The sequence below is a fragment of the Pedobacter sp. GW821-FHT01D05 genome (assembly GCF_059422505.1).
In genome coordinates, this window is record NZ_JBWKXA010000003.1 from 136843 (window position 1) to 159157 (window position 22315).

Genomic DNA, 22315 nt, shown 5'->3' on the forward strand with positions numbered 1-22315 from the left:
AATACTTTATAATTGGCTACAACTTATTATCTTAGCCCTTGTATTGATAGGTTTTTTAGTATCAATCAATTAACGCATCACTATTAAGGTTTAAATGAAATTTTTTTATACGCTCTCTCTGCTTGCCTGCTTATTCTTTTGTAGCTATGCGCAAGAAATCCCCCGGAGCACCCAATATATTTTTAACAATATACTATTGAATCCTGCATTATCGGGAATAGATAATTATACAGATTTAAAAATAGGTTTACGCAAACAATGGAGCGGTTTAGAAGGTGCGCCCAGTACACAATACCTCTCTTTAAGCACTGCTATTGGTGAAGATTTTGTTCGGAGCAATGTAAATTCATTTGCCGGGAATGGAGACAACCCAATGAGCAGAAGTTTTGTAAACAGCTACACCGCGGCAGAGCCTCACCATGGAATTGGCCTGGTGGCCATGACGGATAAAGCAGGCTTGGTTCGGCAGACTAATGTAAATTTAACCTATGCCTATCATCTGGGTATTACAAACGAAGTAAATTTATCAGTTGGTTTATCGGGCGGATTTAAATCGATCAGTGTTGATGTACGTGGAATTATAGCCGATGAATCAGGCGATCCTTTATTCTCTGCCGATTATAACAACAAAATTAGACCAGATATTGGCGCGGGTATTTGGTTGTATAGTCCAAGGTTTTTTGCCGGTGTTTCAGCAAAACAGCTGGTTGGAAATAAAAGCAGTATTGTAAACAATCAAGTTAAAACGAGTCCCTACCAAGCGGCTACTTTTTACGGAACGGCGGGTTATAAAATATTTCTCGATGAGGATATTGCAATGATTCCCTCTGGTTTGATTTCATATTGGGCCAACTCTCCGGCTACTTTCGATGCCAATTTGAAGTTTGCCTATCAGGATAAATTCTGGGTTGGAACCAGTTTCAGGAACAACGATTCTTTTTCGCTCCTGGCGGGATTTAATATTGCATCGCTGGTAAACCTGAGTTATTCTTATGATGTAAATACTTCAGGCTTACGTTCGGTAAATAATGGTACCCACGAAATTGTACTGGGTATTTTATTGAATAACCGCTATCAGGTAGTTTGTCCAAGCAGGCAATTTTAACGTAAAAGTGTTATACTGCCACCTAGCGGTTTACATTCAGCCCTTAAATCGATCACATAATAATAAACGCCTGCTGGTAATTCTTTATCCCTAAAACGGCCATCAAATGGTTTGGTATAATTGCCGATTGATTCGTAAACCAACTGACCACCACGGGTGTAGATTTTAATGTTGGTACCCTTAAAATCTGGTAAACCCCTCACTTGCCACACATCGTTCATACCATCTCCATTTGGGGTCATGGTGTTGGTAACCTCCAGGTTATCGTGTGTTACCTCTACGTGCACCTTGGTAAACTCGCTGGTACAAGAACCCAGTTTTCTCCTCACAAAATAATCAGCTGTTTTGGCCACCTTAAATTTGAATATTCCGTTGGTATTTTCTAAAAACGGCTTGGTATCATCAATTTTTTCAAAGAGTTGGTAGGTTCCTTCTTCAGGGGAAATTACAGGCAAAACAATATCTGACACATAACAAACGCGTAGGTCGTTGATGATAGGAGCTATAATTTTAAAAGGTTCGTCAATAATGGTGAAAGGCTCACTGATGGCGTAACCGCAAGCTGTTTTATCGTAAACTTCTAAACGATAGGTGCCTGCACCAATTTTAGTTAGATCTTGCGTAAATTGAACAGCTTCGCCAGCTTCGTTTATCCATTTAAAAGTATAGCCTGGTACACCACCAATTACCTCAACTCCCGTAACGGAACCTCTCTGTAAACTACATCCATCTTTAACTGGAGTTCCGGTTTTAGGCACAATGGTTAGCAAGGGCGTAACATCTATTGTATATGGGCCTATAACAAAAGGAGCGCAGTTATTAATGTCATAAGCGTACATCGTATAAGTGCCGCCCGGTAAATTTTTAAGCGAAATGGAATTAATTGTTTTCGTGCTCGAAATGATGTTGCCTGCCTGATCTTTCCATTCGTATCGGTATGGAAGCGCAGAGCTAAAATCTAAGTCGATACTTCCATTGATCAACCCGCAGGTGGTTGGCGATTCGCGGTGCGAAAAGGTATAAACAGGAGAGGCGATGGCTGTTACCACAAAATCTCTTGGCACTCTCGGGCAGGCAGACCTGCTGTTACTGGCCCATAATCTGTAAGAACCAGGTTTTAGGTTTTCGATCAATAAAGATGTTCCAGGAGAATAAACACCTTTTTTGATGGTAATTCCATCCGGTCCAATCCATTCGTAACCATCAGCATCGGTTAGTGTAATTCCATCCAAAGCGCCATTGTCGCTATTACAGGTGACATTTTTTTTGATTGAAGCATCGCTGATCTGAATGGTATTGTCGGTGATGATGAAATAAGAAGCAGAAACAGGAGGGAGGTTACATTCTCCTTCATCGGTTACCACGAGTTTATAATTTCCTCCTTCAACATTTACTAAATCCAATGTTGTAGAAATTGAATTTCCTAAATCTCCAGTAATGGGATCTGGTTTATACCAGTTATAAGTAACGGTTCCTGTAAAATCAGTAATTTTTAAACCGGTAATTGCACCATTCTGGCTGCCACAGGTAGCATGTTTCGGCGGTGTGGTACTTGAAATAATTATTCTTGGTTTCCTTCTAACCGTAATCGGATCAGAGTCTAACGAACAGTTTGCCTCATCCGATACTTTTACGAAGTAAGTACCTTCAGGTAAATTTGCCGGGTTTGTTCTGCTTACAACAGCATTTGTTGCAGTATTTATCCATTCGTATTTTAGCACACCTTTCCCCCTTAAAACCTCAGCAGTAAACGTAAAAGTAGTTTGTCCACATGCAGGTGAGACTGGTAGAATAGTAGGTTTGGTTAACTTTTGATCTTTGATAATGAAAACGGTTTTGAAATATTTACAGCCATCATCAACCTTTACTTCGTAAGTGCCGACATCTAAATTGGAGATACTTTGTGTATTTCCTTTGGGTACACGGCTCCCATCGGTTTCTATTTTTACCCAGTCGAAGGTAAAACCCTCACGCACCTCAGGTATCGTGATCGATCCATTGGCGATACAGGTTACGGGTTCTACTATGGCTTCGTTTGGCAATAACTCCGCAGTGGAGAAAGGAGAGGTGGTGGCATTTAATAAACTGGCAGTTGCGGTAACCATTCCTGTTAAGTTACCATTGTATTCCCATCGGCCATCGCTACCAGCCTGTACCGTGGCAATATAGATTTTACCCTCGCAAATACCATCTATTTTGCAGTTTACTGAATAAAATAGTTCTACTTCTGAGTTGGGTGTGGCCTTGCCCGAAACATAATCATTTCGCTTTTTGAGGATCTGAATATAGGGCTGAAGGATAGTTAAGGTTTTCCCAATACCAAAGGTGTTGTTGCAAAAGAAACTGTTCCTCGTAATTTTTACGGGTTTTGACGATACCGTTTCGACCCCGAAATTGTTGTTGGCAATTAAGTTTGCTTCGGCAGGTGTTGCGCCGCCGATGGTTCCTCCTGCACCTGCTTCTATTTTTACGCCAATTCCGTTGCTCATCACTACCGCTCCGGCAGCATCGGTACCAATGGCATTTCCGGTTAAAATAAAGTCTGAATTGGTGATCGAAACCCCTGTAGTTCTGTTTCCACCGATAATATTATTGCGCACATAAAGTGCGGTATTTACCGCATTAACTTTTAACCCTGCAATTTCTAAAGCGGAAGAAGAAAGAAATATTGGTAATTCATGGAAATCTTTTTTGCCTGTATAATCAACCCCGATTTTATTATTGATCACGTTGACATCAAACCTTGCGTTGGTGGAGTACGATGACCGGGTGATATCTACATTAATCCGGTTTGCGGCAATCACGTTTCCTTCGCCAGCATTATCACCACCTACATCTAATGCACTGTCATATAAATTGGCCGAAATACCAAAAACATTGGTGTTTGGTGTTATTCCATCATATATCACCCCGATTAAGTTCGATTGGATCTTAATTTTAGTTGCGGTGATGGTTGTAAAATAATAGCTGTTCTGTACAATAATACCGTTAATATTCCCTCCAATAACATTTCCTTTTCCCGGAGCCCCAATGGTAATATTATTTGCACGATAATCGATTACAATTCCCGAGCCTTGAGCCATATTTACATTTTGTAAGTTGTTAATGGTGGCAAAATTCCTGATGTACAAACCATAAACTTCAACCCCTGTAGTTTGGACCTGCGTGGATGACGACTGGCCAATTACCAGCCCCGAAAATGTGGAATTAGGATATTCTGGCTCTAAAATTACCTTAGCTCCAGAAACACCAAGTGCAGGCCATGCCGCCTGCGAGGTACCATCAATTACTACATTAGAAGAAACCACAGGTAATGCCGAACGTAATCTAATGGTTCGGTTGGCATTGTCGCTAGGCGTGCCTGGCAAATTGAAGTTAATGGTAAAAGTAGTTATCCTATTGGCTATTGCCGCTTGTGTTAATCCTTCTCTTAGTGTGCCAGGGCCGCTATCGGCATTACTGGTTACTACGTAAGTTTGAGCGTAAATATTATTGCAGAAAAATAAGCCGACAAATAGGGCTAGCAGTTTTGAGAAGCGCATAAAATTGTTTGGTGCAGCCAAAATACAAATAAACTGTTTTGTGGCTAGCGTTTTAGTGAAACAAACGTACATTATTTTTCTGAAAAATAATTGAGCGCTTAACTAAGCATACGCTCATTTTATTATTGCGATTAATCAAATTGTAATGCTATTTGTGGATTGGCCTAAACAAAAAAGGCATCCTGAAAATCAGAATGCCTTAAAAATTTTGTTAATTATTGTTTATTTCCAGCCACCGCCTAATGCCCGGTATAGGTTTACCACCGATTGTAGTTTTTGTAATCGATCGTTAATGCCACTTAATTGTGCCGCTAACAAACTTTGTTCTGAAGTTAAAACATCAGTATAGTTTGTTGCCGAACTGTAGCGTAATAATTCTTTGGTAAAATCTACTGCTTTGGTTAACGAAGCAATTTGTTTTGCCCTGGTTTCTTCTTTTTCTGAAGCCGTTTGGTAAGCGTACAAAGCATTAGATACTTCCTGTCCGCCGGTTAACAGCGTTTGTTGAAAGTTGTAAAAAGCAATCTGTTGATTCGCTTCGGCTGTTTTTAAACGTGCTTTGTTTGCACCTTTCGCAAAAATTGGCTGTGTTAAACCGCCTACCAAATTATAGAAGATAGATTTGCTAAAGAAATCCTGTAATTGTAAGCTTGATAGTCCACCCGTTGCGGTAATGGTTAAAGCAGGATAAAAATAAGCTTTAGCTACGTTTGTGTTTTCGAAAGCTGATCTGAAACCAAATTCAGCAGCGATCACATCCGGACGGTTTTTTAACAATTGTGCAGAAACGCCGGTTTGTAAATTCGCATAAGGGGTTTGCTGATCTAAGGTAGTGCGGTTAATCGCGTTTGGTGCTTTAGCAACCAAAACACTTAGTGCATTTTCAGCCTCTTTAATACTTCTTTTTAAATCAGGCAAGGTTACCTGAGCCGCATATAAATTGGCTTCGCTCTGTACAACAGCAGCACCATTAACTACGGCGCCTTGTTTTAAGGCTTTCATGGTTTCTACATCCTTGGTCCTCACTTTAATGGTTTCCTCGGTAATGGCCAATTGTTTGTCAAGCGCCAGCAAAGTATAATAATTGTTGGCAATGGTTGCAATTAACTGCGTTTGAACAGCACGTTTTGCCGCATCACTTTGTAATAAAGTAGCGTAAGCACCACGTTTTGCACTGCTTAATTTCCCCCAAATGTCAGCTTCCCAACTGGTGCTCAATTGTGCTTTATAGGTTTGGGTTTCTAAATTAATGTTAATCCCAGGAGGAAAGTTTAAGGAGGCCTGCGATTGTTTATTATCCGTTACGTTTACATCGGCCTGTAAGCTGGGCAATAATGCGCCACGGCTTTGAATTAAAGTGGCTTCTGCAACTTTAATGCGCTCAATCGCTTGTTTCAAGTCTAAATTTTCATTTATCCCCTGCTGGATCAGCGATTGTAAAGTGGTATCTGAAAACAACGTTTTCCATTGCAGATCTGCAATAGTAGTGGTGTCTGTTGTATTGTTATCACGGTATAACCCTTCGCTCTTAAGTTGTGGGCGCTCGTATTTTTTAGTTACGCAGGCGCTTAGGCTGAGGATGGCTACACCGATTAAAATGGAATGCTTATATCTAAATTTCATGGTTTTAAAATTAATGTGGACGGTTAACCGCTAACTCATACTCTTCTTCTGTTTGTTCGCGATCAATGCCTTCCTCAAAAGGAGATTTGTTACTTATTTTTTCCTGTAGGGTTTGGAAAACAATGAACAAAGCAGGGATTACAAATACACCGAATATAGTACCGATTAACATACCGCCTACAGCTCCTGTACCAATTGAGGTATTACCTGCTGCACCAACACCTGATGACAACATTAGAGGCAATAAACCCAGAATAAAAGCAAAAGAGGTCATCAAGATCGGACGTAAACGGGCAGTTGCACCATCAATAGCCGAGTTAATAATACTCATTCCCTTTCGTCGCCTGTCTACCGCATACTCTACAATTAAAATGGCATTCTTTGCAAGTAGTCCCACAAGCATGATTAAGGTAATCTGTGTATAAATGTTATTATCCACGCCAAAGATTTTATCGAAGATGAATACACCGGCCAAACCGATCGGTAGTGAAAACAATACCGCCAACGGTAAGATATAACTTTCGTACTGTGCCGAAAGCAGGAAGTACACGAAGATTACGCAAAGCAGGAAGATAAAAACTGTCTGACTGCCACTGCTTACTTCTTCACGCGATAAACCGGAGAACTCATAGCCATAACCTGTTGGAAGGTGGATTGCCGCTTCTTCCTGAATAGCCTTAATGGCATCACCAGAACTAAATCCTGCATTCGGGTTACCCGTAACTGCAATTGAGGTATACAAGTTGAAACGTGAAATAGCCTGTGGCCCGTAAACTTTTTCTAAAGTAATAAACTCAGAAATAGGAGCCATTGTACCGCTCGAGTTACGCACGTAAATGCTGGTTAAACTTTGCTGATTAGCACGGTACTTGGCATCTGCCTGGTACATTACCCTGTACTGTTTACCAAATTTATTAAAGTTTGAGGCATAAACACCACCATAATAACCTTGCAAAACACCCAACACATCGCTAACCGTTAAGCCAGCCTGTTTTACTTTTGCCACATTTACATCAATCTGATATTGTGGAAAGTTGGGGTTGAAAGAGGTTGATGCGTATTGAATTTCTGGACGTTTACTTAACGCCGCTAAAAATGCATTACCCACTTCGTTGAATTTTTTGATATCGCCACCGGTTTTATCCTGCAACTGGAACTCGAAACCACCACCGGTACCAAAACCCTGAATAGTGGGTGGAGCAAAGAAAATTACCTTCGCGCCCTTAATGCTGGATGCTTTTGCAAATAATTCACCAATAATGGCTTTAACATCGCGCTTACGTTGATCCCATGGTTTAAGCCTTGCGATAACCATACCGTAAGAACTACCCGAACCACTGATCAAACTCCGGCCAACAACCCTAAATGTAGCTTCTACCTCTGGCACCTTACTTACAATATCATTGATTTTTACAATAATTTTATCGGTTTCTTCCTGTGAAGTAGAAGGTGGCAATGAAATATCAGAAAACACGGTTCCTAAATCTTCGTTTGGTACGAAACCTTTAGGCGTGGTATTCATAATCCATACCAGCACCACTGCGAAAACAGCAATTCCTAAACCTGCAAGCCATCTTTTTTTACCTAAGAAGCCAACAGAACGTTTATATTTTTGCGTTACGGCATCAAACGAAGTATTGAAAGCAGTATAAAAACGCTGTAAGAAATTTTTACTTTTTTCGTGATCTTCTGCGTGTGGTTTTAAGAACATCGCACACAGTGCCGGACTTAATGTTAAAGCGTTGATTGCTGATAAAATAATCGCGATAGCCAGTGTTAAACCGAATTGTTTATAAAATACACCCGACGAACCCTGGATAAAACTTACCGGGATAAATACCGCTGCCATTACCAGGGTAATCGAAATAATCGCACCACTGATGTCGTCCATCGCATCTTTCGTTGCCTTTTTTGGGTCTTTGTAACCGGCATCAAGTTTGGCATGCACGGCCTCAACCACCACAATGGCATCATCTACCACGATACCGATAGCCAGTACCAATGCAAATAAGGTTAACAGGTTGATGGTAAAACCGAATAAACTCAGGAAGAAGAAGGTACCGATAATAGCTACCGGAACACTGATTGCCGGAATTAAAGTTGAGCGGAAATCCTGTAAGAAAATAAATACCACTAAAAACACCAAAATAAATGCTTCGATCAAGGTGTGAATAACCTTTTCGATTGAGGCATCCAAAAAGTTGTTTACGTTAACAACGGTTTCGTAATGAACGCCTTTAGGGAAAGAAGTTGCTGCTTTATCTAAAGCTTTGATCGAGTTTTCAATTACCTCTTTCGCATTCGAACCTGCTGTTTGACTAATGGCTATACCGAGTGCTGGTTTACCATTAAACTTTACATAACTGGCATAACTTTGGGCACCAAGTTCTATTCTGGCCACATCTTTTAGGCGTAGAATCTGTCCGTTTGCATCTGCCTTAATAATGATGTTGCTAAACTCAGTTTCTGTTTTTAAACGGCCACTATATTTTAAGGTGTATTGAAAAGCCTGATTGCCCTGCTCACCAAACTGACCTGGTGCAGCTTCGATGTTTTGCTCTGCCAAAGCTACACTTACATCATTCGGTACCAGACCATAAACAGCCATTACTTCTGGCTTAAGCCAGATCCGCATGGTGTAATCTAAAGTACCAAATGCACTTGCATCACCCACACCGCTAATCCTTTTAATTTCGGGGATGATATTGATGTTGGCATAATTCTGTAAAAATTTCTGATCGTATGATGGATCATCACTGTAAATGGCAAAAATAAGTAAATTACTCGCTTGTCTTTTGGCTGTAATTACACCCGATCTGGTTACCTCTGCAGGTAATAAACTGGTTGCCCTGGCTACACGGTTCTGTACATTAACCGCTGCTAAATCGGCATTTGTACCCAATTTAAAGTTAACGGTAATGGTTGCGGTACCATCGTTACTGGCGCTAGAAGTCATGTAAGTCATGTCTTCCACACCGTTTATCTGCTCTTCCAATGGAACAACAACACTACTCATTACCACGTCGGCATTTGCGCCCTGGTACGAAGCCGATACCTGAACGGTTGGCGGCGCAATTTCGGGGTATTGCGAGATGGGTAAAGTTACGAGGCCTAATACACCTAATATTACAATTATAATGGATATAACTGTTGATAAAACGGGCCTATCTATAAATTTCTTAAACATAATTAATATGGATTACACTGCTATAGTGTGATTGCACTGACTATATTGTTATTTTTTTATTTCAGCATAAACTGAATCGGTATTTTTTACCTCAGGTTTAATTTTAGTTCCGTCTTTTAACGATTGAAAGCCTTCTAAAATAACTTTATCGCCAGCTTTAAGTCCTTTGGTAACTACGTAGAAATTATCTTTAGCTAATTCCATCACTTCAATTTGGGTATTGATTACCTTAGCCGAATCGCCTAAAATGTAGACGAATTTCTTGCCCTGTAAATCGATCGTTGATTTTTGAGGGACTAAAATTGCATTTTCCACGTGCTGCGGAATCCTAACCGATGCACTTGCACCGTTTTTTAATAAGAAAACCGGATTAGGGAATGTTGCCCTTAAACTTGCTGAACCAGTACTGGTGTTTATCTGTCCATTGATGGATTCGATTTTGCCATTCTGCGCATAAATCGTTCCATCTGCAAGAACTAAACTCACCGGAGGAATGTTTTTCATTTGCTGCGCAAGTGTGTTGCCTTTATAGGTGTTTGAAAAATCTAAAAGCTGCTTCTCGTTTAATGAGAAATAGGCGTAAACCTTAGAAGTATTAGACACCGTAGTTAAAGGCTGTGTGCTGCTGCTGCTCACTAAACTCCCATTTCTGAAAGGGATACTGCCAACTACGCCATCAACAGGGCTGGTAATCGACGTATAACCTAAGTTAACCTGTGCATTTACCAATTCTGCTTTTGCTTGTGCCAATGCAGCTTTCCTGCTTTGAAGCGTTAGCTGCGCTGCATCCAGATCGTATTTGCTAATAATATCTTTCTCTACCAGGGGTTTGGTTTTGTTTACTGTTAGCTGTGCAGCATTTACATCAGCTTCGGCACTGCTAATTGCTGCCCGTGCTGTTCTAACCTGTTGCTCGTACTGTGGTGCATTAATGGTGAAAAGTAACTGACCTTTCTTAACTACAGCACCCTCATCAACCAATATTTTTTCAATAAAACCATCAACTTTCGGACGGATATCGATATTTTGAATACCTTCAATTGTTGCTGGATAATCAGAATCTAATGTTGTATTTTGTGTGGTTACTGTAAAAACAGGGTAAGCCTGTGGACCAGCTGCTGCTGCAGCGGCAGCTTTTTTAGCTGCATCGTTATTTCCGCAGGACGCTAAAAGCATACCAATGCTCACGCTAAAAAAGAGAGTTGTTACTTTTCTCATGGGTATTTCTGTGTGTTTAAATTTAAATTTCCGGAATTAAGGGCGTTGTCAAAAAAATATAGGACTTCGATTTTCGCCGATAAATGCCCAAAAATAGAGCCTAAAAAAAAATAAATCTGTCCGAATTCTGTCATTTAATCAATCGATTGATTTATTTTTCGTTTGAAAACATGCCGAATTTCATTTAAAGTGCTGTTATAGATTGTGTTGTCGTGTATTTCTGCATAAAAAACAGTGTGTAAATATCTTGCGACAGATGTTAAAAGCTGTTAAATTCAAAGGAAATATACGATTTTTATTAAAGTAAATATCAAAAATTTTGATCAATTTAATACGAGCTAACGTCCTTAATAATACCCGGTTTTAACTAAAGTAATGGCTTAATTATTATAGTTTTTTGAAATTGCTTTGATGTCCATTAGATCATATGATTTAAAATAACGGATTTCTGAAACCGAGTTATATTCTTGTGGTAATGATTTTAATTTCTCTAAATGCTTGCTTTTTGATGATGAATACCTCTTATGACTTGATTTAATAAATGAAAACTGAAGCGTATCTTTTAAGTTAGGGTAGATGTATTCCAGAGTATCCAGGTTTAGCTTATTCCATTTAAATTTATATAAGGAAGCGAGTCCGGGATGATCATATGTAACACCCCTGATTACTTTTTCTTTTGAATAAAAAGTAGGATTAACAAGTGTTACCTCTTTACTGAAAGTTTTATCTGCTTTAGAGAGATACAAATCATAAATATTTCTTCTGCAACAACCTGATGCTGGGTACCAGTTGACTATAAAATCTTTTAGCCCATCAGCATTTATATCCTTAATTGAAAATATCGGAAAAGAATAATTTGAATACTTTTTAGTCACTAATTGATTAAAATCTGTAGCATCGCTATTATAAATGTATACCCTTGTTTCAAGATTTGATGCACTTATGATTAGCAAATTTTTATAGTTCTGTGAAAATAAGTATCCTAACTTGACCTCTACTTTAACATTATGGTCTAGGTGATTATCTTTTGTAGTAGAAAAACTTTTATCAAAGGTATTATTAGAATTGGCTTTGATTAGTGCAAATACACGATCTAAAGCATTATGAAAAAGAGAATCTTGTTTTTTATTCGTAGAATCTATTCTTGCTTTTGATGGGCTATCTATTACTTTGATCTTAGATTGCTTAACCTGTTTTTTTTGCTTGCATGACATACAGCATGCTATAAAGACTAAAAGATAAGCTATTCGGATCACTAAAACGAAATTTAAGATTATTCCACTTCTCCCTCAAAAACCAATTTGGCCGGGCCACATAAAAATACATTAGTAAATTCCTTACCATCGTAATCGAATTCTATTTTAATATCGCCACCCAAAACTTTGATGGCCGTTTTAATATGACCAGTTTGCCCTTTGTGTTTCGCCATGGCCATGGCCACCGCGGTTACCCCAGTACCACAGGCATAAGTTTCATCTTCCACGCCACGTTCGTAGGTACGCACAAATAAATGATCACCCTTATCTTCTACAAAGTTTACATTTATACCTTTTTCTGCATAAGTTGAGTTATAGCGAATGTTTTTCCCTTCAGTAAAAACATCAAAGTCTTTTAAACCGTTTTGTAAAGCAACATAATGCGGTGAACCAGTGTTCAGTACATAAGCCTCATCATCTTTGGTAATGGTATCTACATCAATCATTTGCAAATCAACCCATTCGCCATTTTCTGAAATTCTGGCATAATGTGGGCCATCTACTGCCAAAAAGTTTGTTTCGCGATCGATGATTCCGAGTTGTTTGGCAAAGGCAACAATGCATCTGCCACCATTTCCGCACATGCTGCCCAGCTTACCGTCAGCGTTAAAATAATGCATCTCAAAATCATAATCCTCATGTTTGGTAATAAACATCAATCCATCGGCACCAATACCAAATCTCCTATGGCATAATTGTTCAACTAATTGATTATCAATATTTTTTAATGGACTCATGGTGTGGTCTATTAAAATAAAATCGTTTCCTGCGCCCTGGTATTTAAAGAAATTAATTTTCATGAAAGCTTCATTTTTTAATGCAATATTTGAGTTGCAAAAGGTAATAAGCGGTTTGTGTTTTTTGATTTAACATTTTTTAACACAAAACTAAGTGCTTTGAGGATACAAATATCGTTTATATGGTATTAAATTTGAATAAACTTACGAAAGAAAATTTGAGCAGATAAAAACTGCCTGAGCATTCTGCTTAAATCAAAGTGTAAATGCTCTTGCAAATAATAACATTTAACAAATGAATATTATAAGCTAACCAAACAATTAGCTAGCAAATCAGCTTATAATAAATCATGGCTTTAAAAAACACAATATAGAAACACGAAACCATTAAAAGCTAACAGTTTGTAAAAGCGAGAATAAGCTTTTAATAGCTTCATGACCATTAAAAAACAATATACAAACACATGAAAAAAATATTAGGAATTACGGTGTTGGCTGCTTTTATAGGTGGGGCAGCAGCAATTGGGGGTTACAAACTATTTGAGCGTAACCAAACGGGCAGTACCATTACTGAAAAACAGAACTTATACTTCGCAAACAATCCACTTAAAGTATCATCAGCGGGAACAACAGATTTTACGCAGGCGGCAGCAGCTGTTGCACCTGGTGTAGTTCACATTAAAACTACATACGCGGCACAAAGCGGTGGCAGAAGTTCTTCTCCATTTGATATGATGGAAGATTTCTTTGGTGGCGGTGGCCGTCAGATGCAGCGTCAGCCTAGAGCGGCATCGGGTTCTGGTGTAATTATCAGTCAGGATGGTTATATCGTAACCAATAACCACGTGGTAGAAAATGCAGAGAAGGTAGAGGTAGTTTTAACAGACAGACGTAAAGTAGAAGCAAAAGTAATTGGCCGCGATCCGAATACCGATTTAGCTTTAATTAAAGTAAGTGCAACGGGCTTGCCTGTAGTGAAAATGGGTAACTCAGATAATGTACAGGTTGGCGAATGGGTTTTAGCGGTTGGTTTCCCGTTAGATTTAAATACTACGGTAACCGCTGGTATTGTAAGCGCAAAAAACCGTAGCATTGGTATTATTGGCCGCGAGCAACAAGGCAATGAAATTACAGAAGAGGAATACCGCGAATACCAACGTACCGGTAAAAGACCAGATCGTCCGGCAAATACCAGTATCGAATCATTTATCCAAACCGATGCTGCCATTAACCCAGGTAACAGCGGTGGTGCACTTGTAAACGCAAATGGCGAATTGGTGGGTATTAACTCGGCAATCGCATCACAAAGCGGATACAACCAAGGTTATGGATTTGCAATTCCAGTTAATCTTGCCCGTAAAATTGTTGATGATTTTATGAAATATGGCTCGGTTAAACGTGGTTATATTGGTGTTAACTTTGTGCCCTTAAGCGGTGAAGAGAAACCTGAAGGCATTAAAACCAACGAAATAAGCGGTTTATATGTGAATGATGTAGTTGCTGGCGGCGGTGCTGCAGCAGCAGGCATTAAATCAGGTGACGTAATCAAAAAAGTTGATGGCGTAGTGATCAACGATTCTCCTGATCTTCAGGAAAGAGTTGGCCGTTTAAATCCAGGCGATAAGGTTAAGTTAACCGTGTTGAGGGATGGTGCACTTAAAGATTATACCGTAACCCTAAAAGGAGAAGCTAGCGTAGGCCTTACAGCCAAAAATGCAACAAGCAAAGGCGCTGAGGTTTCGAAATTAGGTGCAACTTTTGCTCCGGCTACTCAGGCCCAGAAATCGAAATACGGCATCAATAGTGGTGTAGTGGTAACATCAGTTACTACCGGCAAGGCATTTGATAATATTGGTGTTGAAAAAGGTTTAATCATTACTAAAGTGAATGGACAGCCAGTAAATTCTGTAGCCGATGTTCAAAAAGCATTGCCTTTAGGTAGAAACAACATGGTGAGTATTTCTGGTGTTGGCGAGCAGGGTTCTTATAACTATAGCTTCCCGGCGCAGTAATTGATCTGATAAAAAATAGTTTTAAAAGCGTCCCGATTTTAAATCGGGACGCTTTTTTTTAATCCTGATGGATCGGTTCGTGATTAGCATGGCAAGCGTCTGCACATTCTTCGCAGGCAACAGCACATTGTCTGCAATGTTCATGATCGTGTTTAACACATTCCGCTGCACAAAGCCTGCATATTTCTTCGCAGAGCAATAGATATTGATGCCCGATAATTGAATCTCTTTGCAATAACCTGGCTGCTTGGGTACAGATATCTGCGCAATCCCTATCTAGTTTAATGCAGTCAATCATCATGTTGATGTCCTCTTCTTTTAAGCAAGACGATGCACAATGCTCGCAAGCTAGCGCGCAATCTAGTAGAGCCTGGATTAAAGCATGGTTATTTCTCGTTTCCATATCGTTAAAGATTTTGGTTATACCTATTTGTATATTAATAACCTGCTGGAATTTAAACTGTTTTAGAAAAAATGAAATTGGCAACTGGTTCTAGGAAATCTCGGAATGTTAAAATATCTTAAATAACGGGCTGTTCGTTCAAATCTTCGTACTCAAACCAATATTCATCCGTTTTTCATAATCAAGAACTAGTTTCGCTATTTACCGATTGATAATCAGCGTTTACCGATACGCTATAAATTAATTTTTTTTATTGTCCCATATTTGAATCAGCAACCAAAACCGAATATTATGGCTTTAGCTAGCATTAACCTCAGCGTAAAACAATATTTCAATTTCATGTGCAGAACGGATTTTGAAAGACGGATATTTCACGATACTTACAAAGAATTTCAAAAAAGATCAAAAATATACAGCTTAGATCAGCACCTACATACCTTTGCTCAGATGCAGCAAGCCAGCGAAAAGGCAAATGCGTTACACCAAAAACTTCAATACGCCGTAATAAACAGCATTGCTGCCTTAGAACATAAAATACCTGTTTTAAGCGATTTAGAAGGTCATCCAATTCTTTTCGATTGGACCGAATTACATATTTATGCTTCAGATCTGTTAAATAAAGCAGCGCATGTGGTATCGATCACCTATACCAGCCCCAAATTAATTTTACACGAAATCATTGGTGATTTGTTAATCTTAAGCTATGATGGTAAAGAACAAGAAACATTGGTAGTGAAAATTACCGAAAATCTAATGGTAAATTATGAGCAGCGCGAAAGCCTCGTTTATAGCTAAATTTAAATCCCGGATAGCCAGTATCAATTACGATAGCAATTATACATTGGGTTGATCTTAGCTTTTTGGGTAGAAAAGTGGAGGCAAAGGCCTGTTTTGGACGTGCCTTATTGATAAAACCGGGCAATATATCGGGTAAAGATGAATTAAATCGGAGCGCTAAATGGGGCTTAAAGGGCAAATTATCAATATATTTAGCAATTATTTACATAATAAAAAATAAAAAATTGATTTATAGGGATTTAACTCTATCTTTGAAACAAATTAAAATACAATATAATGCAACAAGGAACAGTAAAATTTTTTAATGAAACTAAAGGTTTCGGATTTATCACTCCATCTAATGGCGATGCCGAAATTTTTGTTCATGCTTCAGGCTTAATCGATAACATTCGCGAGAATGATACCGTAAACTACGATGTAGAAGAAGGTAGAAAAGGCCTAAACGCGGTAAATGTTAAAGTAGCTTAAGAAAACTCGAACACATAAATCGTAAAAAGTCCCGATGCAAATCGGGACTTTTTTTGTAGAATCAACTTTTGATTGTCAACCGTCACATTTACCTACCAGCCAAATTTTTGCTGATCTCATCGTCAACAAAATCTAAAGAAAGATCGTTGTTGGTTAATACAATGCCGTTTTTATCTACTAAAAAGAAGTAAGTAACATTATAATTGCTCAGATTTTTTGCATTGGGCGATTTCGCTCCCTGAAGATCTGAATATTGTGGCCAGGTAAGGTGGTCATCCTTGATCACATTCACCCACCAGTCTCTTTTTTTATCGAACGATACCCCGATAAATTCTACGTCTTTATTTTTATACTTTTCGTAGAGTTTAACTAATACCTGGTTATTTTTTCTGCTTTTCCCACTATAAGAAGTCCAGCATATAATCAAGTTTACCTTTTTAAGTATACCTGGGTCGAACTTTTTTCCATCTGGATTTTCTCCTTCAATATTAGGCATTTTACTTCCCGCCATCATCTGGTTAGCTTGTTTAAGCTCTTCTAAAAGTTTTTTACCCTTTTTGCTTTCCTGAACTTCTTTATCTAAACTGTTAAAAATGGATAAATAATTTTTGGGCTCCGAATCTGCCCTGCCCAGTTGTTCCAATAAAAAGAGCGTGTGTGCAGAACCGGGATACTTTTTGGCAAAGGCCTTTATGATATCCAATTGGAGCAGGATTTTTTTCTCCCTCCAGCGGTCTGCTTCTTTGGCGCGTTCCATAATATTGGCCCTTGTGGCTTGGTCCAATTCCATTTCAACAATATCCAAACTGTCGAGCAGGTTTTTACTCATGTTGTCTTTTAGTTTATAGAAGTCTATAAACTGTTCGCCTTCCTTGCTTGGAACGTTTTTTAAAGGATATGAATTGATGTTTTTTCCATCAAGAACGCCTTTGAAACTGCCTTGATCAAGATAGAAGTAATATTCTCCCGTGTGATTACCGTCTTCAGTTCTTAAAGTGGCATAGCCTTTTATTGGGATATTGATTTTAAAAGTCTGGCTGCTGTTGGTAATGTTTTCAACTTTCAGTTTCTCGCCATTTTCAGCGCTTTGAATGGTAATTACGGCATTTGGGCCAAAGTTTTTGGTTTCGAGTTTAAAGGTAGCAGGAGCTGGATCGCAAGCAGATAAAATACCTGCCAATAAAGTAAGTAAATAGAGCTGTTTTTTCATGTTAACAATTTGATATTGCAATATAACGAAAAACTTAGTTGTTTTTTTGGTGAAAATAAGCTCATCTTCAATTTTTTTTATCATTAAGAAATTAAGTTATAAGATTCTTAGCCCTTAATGATCTTCATTTCTTAATGGTAAAAAAACTTATGAAACCACAAATAATCCCATAATCTTTCAATTATTTCCGAATATGCTTTAGAATGTTTCTAAATAAATGTTTTATCGTTGTTTTGTCATATTCGTTTATAAATTAAACTCATAATTAGATACTTTTGCAAGAAATTTAGATATAAATCCTAATCAAATGAGTGGTTTCGGAAATGCATTTTCTTCTTCAATAGGGAAGAAATTCATCATGGGTATTACAGGTTTGTTCCTGATACTTTTTTTAATTGTACACTGCGGTATTAATGCTTTAATTTTTATTAGCGATGGTGGTTTAACATTTAACGTAGGCGCACATTTTATGGCCACTAACTGGATTATCCGGGCTGGCGAAATTGTGTTGTTTATTGGTTTGCTTGCGCACATTTTTCAGGCGTTACGTTTAACGTTGCAAAACCAAAAAGCGCGCCCGGTTAAATATGCCGTAAACGATGGTAAGGCAAACAGTAAATGGTACAGCCGTTCTATGGGCTTGCTGGGTACGCTTTTGCTAATCTTCCTGGTGGTTCACCTGAAAGATTTTTGGGTAGTTTCCCGTTTTACAGGAATCCCAACAGTTGATGCCAACGGACATGAAGATCTTTATGCAGTAATGAAAGAGAAATTTCAGGATCCGGTAAGGGTTGCTGTATATATTTTGGCTATGTTTTCTTTATGCTACCACCTGTTGCACGGTTTTGCTTCGGCATTCCAAACATTAGGATGGAACCACTCAAAATATAACGGTATAATTAAAGGAGCTGGCGTTTGGTATTCGGTTATTATTTCGATCCTTTTCGCAGCCATGCCGATTGCAGTTTATTTCGGTCTTATTCAATAATTTTTAGCACAAAAGATATGTCAGATATTAATTCAAATATTCCAGAAGGCGAATTAACCAGCAAATGGACAAAATATAAGTCTTCTGTGCCTTTGGTTAACCCATCGAACAAAAGAACTATTGAAGTAATCATTGTAGGTTCTGGGTTAGCAGGTGCTTCGGCAGCAGCTACTTTGGCTGAGATGGGTTACAAGGTAAAATGTTTCTGCTTCCAGGATTCGCCGCGTAGAGCACACTCGATTGCTGCTCAGGGTGGTATCAATGCAGCAAAAAACTATCAGAATGATGGTGATAGCGTTTATCGACTTTTTTACGATACGATTAAAGGTGGCGATTATCGTGCCCGCGAAGCCAATGTGCATCGTTTGGCCGAAGTAAGTGCCAACATTATAGATCAGTGTGTGGCTCAGGGTGTGCCTTTGGCACGTGAGTACGGTGGTTTGTTAGATAACCGTTCATTCGGTGGTACACAGGTACAACGTACTTTTTATGCAGCTGGTCAAACTGGTCAACAGTTATTATTAGGTGCATATTCTGCTTTGGAGCGCCAGATTGGTATGGGTAAAGTAGAAATGTATACCCGCCATGAAATGCTTGAGGTTGTTAAAATCGATGGCAAAGCACGTGGTATTATTGCACGTAACTTAATTACAGGAGAAATCGAGCGTCATTTCGGCCATGCCGTGGTATTAGGAACAGGTGGTTACGGTAACGTATTCTATCTTTCTACCAACGCGATGGGAAGTAATGTTACTGCTGCCTGGAAAGCGCACAAACAAGGTGCTTATTTTGCAAACCCATGTTACACGCAGATCCACCCAACCTGTATCCCGGTTTCTGGTGATCACCAATCTAAATTAACCCTAATGTCTGAGTCGTTACGTAACGATGGACGTATCTGGGTTCCTAAAAAGAAAGATGATAACCGTAAAGCTTCAGAAATTCCTGAAGATGAAAGAGATTATTATTTAGAGCGCCGTTACCCTGCTTTCGGTAACTTAGTTCCTCGTGATGTGGCCTCCCGTGCTGCGAAAGAGCGTTGTGATGCAGGTTATGGAGTAGGTGCTTCTAAATTAGCAGTATACTTGGATTTTAAAGCCAATACAGAACGTTACGGAAAAATCGAAGCTGCTAAAGCGGGTAATCACAATCCTGACAAAGAAACCTGTATGCGCTTAGGTACTGCAGTAATTAAGGAAAAATATGGTAACCTATTCGATATGTATGCGCAGATTACCGGTGAAAATCCTTACGAAACACCAATGCGTATCTATCCTGCGGTTCACTACACCATGGGTGGTTTATGGGTTGATTATAACTTAATGACATCGGTACCTGGTTTATACTGTACTGGTGAGGCTAACTTCTCAGATCACGGTGCCAACCGTTTAGGTGCATCTGCTTTGATGCAAGGTTTAGCTGATGGTTATTTCGTTCTTCCTTACACCATTGGTGCTTATTTATCGAAAGAGATTTCGGTAAAAGCAATCCCTACTGATCACCCTGCCTTTGTAGAGGCTGAAGAAAGAGCAGTTGGTATTTTAAATACGCTGATCAATATTAAAGGAACCAAATCGGTAGATCATTTCCACAAACGTTTAGGCCACATTATGTGGGAGAAATGTGGTATGGCCCGTAACGAAAAAGGTTTAAACGAAGCAATTCAGGAAATCAGGGCTTTACGTGCTGAATTCTGGAGTGATGTTCGTGTGCCTGGAACAGCTGATGAGTTAAACACCGAATTGGAAAAAGCTGGTCGTGTTGCCGATTTTATTGAGCTGGGCGAGTTGATGTGTATTGATGCGTTAAACCGTAACGAAAGTTGTGGTGGTCACTTCCGTGAAGAGTATCAGACAGAAGAAGGAGAGGCACTACGTGATGATGAGAACTATGCTTACGTAGCGGCTTGGGAATTTAAAGAAGGTGTAAACTTCGAGCTTCACAAAGAAGAGCTGAAGTTTGAAAATATTAAAGTAGCACAAAGAAGTTATAAATAGTAGCAAGACGTAAGTATCAAGTATCAAGACTTGAATTAAATCTTGATACTTGGTTCTCGTTACTTGATACTTAAATCTCAATATCATGAGTACAGGAAATATGAACTTAACGCTAAAAGTTTGGCGTCAAAAAAATAACAATGCCAAAGGTGCTTTGGTAGATTATAAATTGGCCGATATTTCACCGGATATGTCTTTTTTGGAGATGTTCGATGTATTAAACGAACAATTAATTAATAAAGGCGAAGAGCCGGTGGTATTCGATCACGATTGCCGCGAAGGGATCTGCGGAATGTGCTCGATGTTTATCAACGGACGTCCGCACGGACCAAAGGATTTGGTTACTACCTGCCAGTTGCACATGCGTTCTTTCAAAGATGGCGATACTATTGTTGTTGAGCCCTGGAGAGCGGCTGCTTTCCCGGTAGTAAAGGATTTAACTGTAGATCGTTCTGCATTCGATAGAGTTATTGCTGCCGGTGGCTTTATTTCGGTAAATACAGGTAATGCGCAAGATGCGAACAACCTGCCAATCCCTAAAATGCAGGCAGATGCTGCTTTCGAAGCTGCAGCTTGTATTGGTTGCGGTGCTTGTGTGGCAACCTGTAAAAATGCCTCAGCAATGTTATTCGTATCAGCTAAGATCTCTCAGTTGGCATTGTTACCACAAGGTCAGCCAGAGCGTTACCGCAGGGTGCAGAGCATGGTTGCGCAAATGGATGCTGAAGGTTTTGGTAACTGTACCAATACAGGTGCTTGCGAAGCCGAATGCCCTAAAGGAATTTCTTTAGAAAACATTGCTCGCATGAACCGTGATTTTGCATCTGCAAAATTTATTTCAGAAGAAACTGTTTAAAAAATATACTGTGCGCCCAGCTTAACCGCAGGGTTCTTGAGCCTCCACAACGTGGAGGCTTTTTAGTTTTAAAGCAAACTAAAAACTGATCATAAAATAGATAAAAATAGCTGTTGAAAGGCACATTAGTAGTCTAATACTGGTTAATAGACCAGGAATAAATAGTGAATTAAATTTTAATGATTTGTTAGCAAGCAAACGACTAAAACAGATACACATTTAACATTTTCCCGTTGTTGTGAAAACATATGAAACTTTAGAATTTAAAACCGAAACCTTGCACAACAAAGTGAGGTCGAAATAAAAGTTTGCGAAAGTTGTAATAATCTTATGTTTGCATATTAAAATTTTGCGTATTTAGAAATTTTATTCTGTAATATTTGCATATACATTAAAATTTTTCTAAATTTAGTCTTCCGAGACAGGAGAGAAAACATAAAACCCCGGCAATTTTGCTGGGGTTTTGTGTGTTTAAGCCAATTGCCAATTTCGGATCTATTTCATAGTGAAATTAACATTGATGTTGTACTTCACACGAACAGGTCTTCCATTTAACAGTCCAGGATTCCATCTTGGCGATTTGTTCAATACCCTAAGGGCTTCTTTATCCGTTTCTGGTGTTAGACTTCTGGTAATCTGAACATCGGTTAAAGCGCCATTTTTTTCGACTACAAAAGAAGCAAATACTTTTCCCTGTGTGCTGTTTTTCTTAGCTACTTCGGGGTACTTAATCTCACGACCTAAGAATTCATAAAATTTAGTAATTCCACCAGGATAATCGGGTGTCTTTTCTAGGGAGGTAAAATCATAAACTTTGTCTGGATTGTCTTGTGCTTTTACTTGATTTAAGCACATAGCGATGCCCATTAGGGCTAAAAAGATTAGCTTTCTCATTGTTTTTTTATTAAAATGTTG

General features: G+C 38.9%; 16 protein-coding genes. 7 read left to right on the forward strand and 9 right to left on the reverse strand.

All coding sequences use genetic code 11. The features are described 5' to 3' along the window. Positions 1-94 precede the first annotated feature (94 nt). A complete protein-coding gene (locus AC07VK_RS12735) occupies positions 95-1105 on the forward strand; it encodes a PorP/SprF family type IX secretion system membrane protein (RefSeq protein WP_492960895.1) in 1011 nt (336 codons plus the stop codon). Here the strand turns inward: AC07VK_RS12735 and AC07VK_RS12740 are convergent. The 6 genes from AC07VK_RS12740 to dapF all read right to left on the reverse strand — a co-directional run bounded on the left by AC07VK_RS12740 (position 1102) and on the right by dapF (position 12731). Further along, on the reverse strand, positions 1102-4719 hold the full coding sequence (locus AC07VK_RS12740) for a T9SS type B sorting domain-containing protein (RefSeq protein ID WP_492960897.1): 3618 nt from the start codon (positions 4717-4719) through the stop codon (positions 1102-1104). The genes AC07VK_RS12735 and AC07VK_RS12740 overlap by 4 nt on opposite strands. 150 nt (positions 4720-4869) lie before the next feature. After that, complete coding sequence (locus tag AC07VK_RS12745; protein WP_492960899.1) at positions 4870-6270, reverse strand: efflux transporter outer membrane subunit; 1401 nt, start codon at positions 6268-6270, stop codon at positions 4870-4872. A 10-nt stretch (positions 6271-6280) separates the two neighbouring features. Further along, positions 6281-9457 carry an efflux RND transporter permease subunit gene (locus tag AC07VK_RS12750; protein WP_492952490.1) on the reverse strand — a complete coding sequence of 1059 codons (3177 nt, stop codon included), beginning with the start codon at positions 9455-9457 and terminating at the stop codon, positions 6281-6283. Positions 9458-9505: 48 nt separating this feature from the next. Next, positions 9506-10675 (reverse strand): efflux RND transporter periplasmic adaptor subunit, encoded by a 1170-nt coding sequence (locus tag AC07VK_RS12755; protein ID WP_492952491.1) that lies wholly within the window; start codon positions 10673-10675, stop codon positions 9506-9508. Positions 10676-11055: 380 nt separating this feature from the next. Continuing rightward, positions 11056-11889, reverse strand: a complete 834-nt coding sequence (locus AC07VK_RS12760) for a hypothetical protein (protein ID WP_492960901.1) — start codon at positions 11887-11889, stop codon at positions 11056-11058. A gap of 59 nt (positions 11890-11948) precedes the next feature. Next, positions 11949-12731 (reverse strand): diaminopimelate epimerase, encoded by a 783-nt coding sequence (dapF, locus tag AC07VK_RS12765; RefSeq protein ID WP_492952493.1) that lies wholly within the window; start codon positions 12729-12731, stop codon positions 11949-11951. Positions 12732-13132: 401 nt separating this feature from the next. On the opposite strand from dapF, the gene AC07VK_RS12770 reads away from it, so the two are divergent. Beyond that, entirely contained in the window at positions 13133-14680 is a 1548-nt protein-coding gene (locus AC07VK_RS12770) for a trypsin-like peptidase domain-containing protein (protein WP_492952494.1), read from the forward strand. A 58-nt stretch (positions 14681-14738) separates the two neighbouring features. On the opposite strand, the gene AC07VK_RS12775 is transcribed toward AC07VK_RS12770, so the two are convergent. Continuing rightward, entirely contained in the window at positions 14739-15083 is a 345-nt protein-coding gene (locus tag AC07VK_RS12775) for a four-helix bundle copper-binding protein (protein ID WP_492960903.1), read from the reverse strand. A 291-nt stretch (positions 15084-15374) separates the two neighbouring features. On the opposite strand from AC07VK_RS12775, the gene AC07VK_RS12780 reads away from it, so the two are divergent. Together AC07VK_RS12780 and AC07VK_RS12785 are read left to right on the forward strand one after the other, a co-directional pair. Continuing rightward, a complete protein-coding gene (locus tag AC07VK_RS12780; RefSeq protein WP_492960905.1) occupies positions 15375-15878 on the forward strand; it encodes a hypothetical protein in 504 nt (167 codons plus the stop codon). A gap of 279 nt (positions 15879-16157) precedes the next feature. Then, positions 16158-16349 (forward strand): cold-shock protein, encoded by a 192-nt coding sequence (locus AC07VK_RS12785; RefSeq protein WP_010599638.1) that lies wholly within the window; start codon positions 16158-16160, stop codon positions 16347-16349. 88 nt (positions 16350-16437) lie between these two features. On the opposite strand, the gene AC07VK_RS12790 is transcribed toward AC07VK_RS12785, so the two are convergent. Next, on the reverse strand, positions 16438-17559 hold the full coding sequence (locus AC07VK_RS12790; protein ID WP_492960906.1) for a TlpA family protein disulfide reductase: 1122 nt from the start codon (positions 17557-17559) through the stop codon (positions 16438-16440). A gap of 307 nt (positions 17560-17866) precedes the next feature. On the opposite strand from AC07VK_RS12790, the gene AC07VK_RS12795 reads away from it, so the two are divergent. The 3 genes from AC07VK_RS12795 to AC07VK_RS12805 all read left to right on the forward strand — a co-directional run bounded on the left by AC07VK_RS12795 (position 17867) and on the right by AC07VK_RS12805 (position 21400). Then, positions 17867-18547 (forward strand): succinate dehydrogenase cytochrome b subunit, encoded by a 681-nt coding sequence (locus AC07VK_RS12795; protein ID WP_057931500.1) that lies wholly within the window; start codon positions 17867-17869, stop codon positions 18545-18547. 17 nt (positions 18548-18564) lie between these two features. Next, entirely contained in the window at positions 18565-20544 is a 1980-nt protein-coding gene (locus AC07VK_RS12800; protein WP_138819581.1) for a fumarate reductase/succinate dehydrogenase flavoprotein subunit, read from the forward strand. Between the two features lie 85 nt (positions 20545-20629). Beyond that, positions 20630-21400, forward strand: coding sequence for a succinate dehydrogenase/fumarate reductase iron-sulfur subunit (locus tag AC07VK_RS12805; protein WP_029278232.1), 771 nt, complete (start codon positions 20630-20632; stop codon positions 21398-21400). A 495-nt stretch (positions 21401-21895) separates the two neighbouring features. Here AC07VK_RS12805 and AC07VK_RS12810 read toward each other — a convergent pair whose 3' ends face one another. Further along, positions 21896-22294, reverse strand: coding sequence for an energy transducer TonB (locus AC07VK_RS12810; RefSeq protein ID WP_492960908.1), 399 nt, complete (start codon positions 22292-22294; stop codon positions 21896-21898). Between the last annotated feature and the right edge of the window lie 21 nt (positions 22295-22315).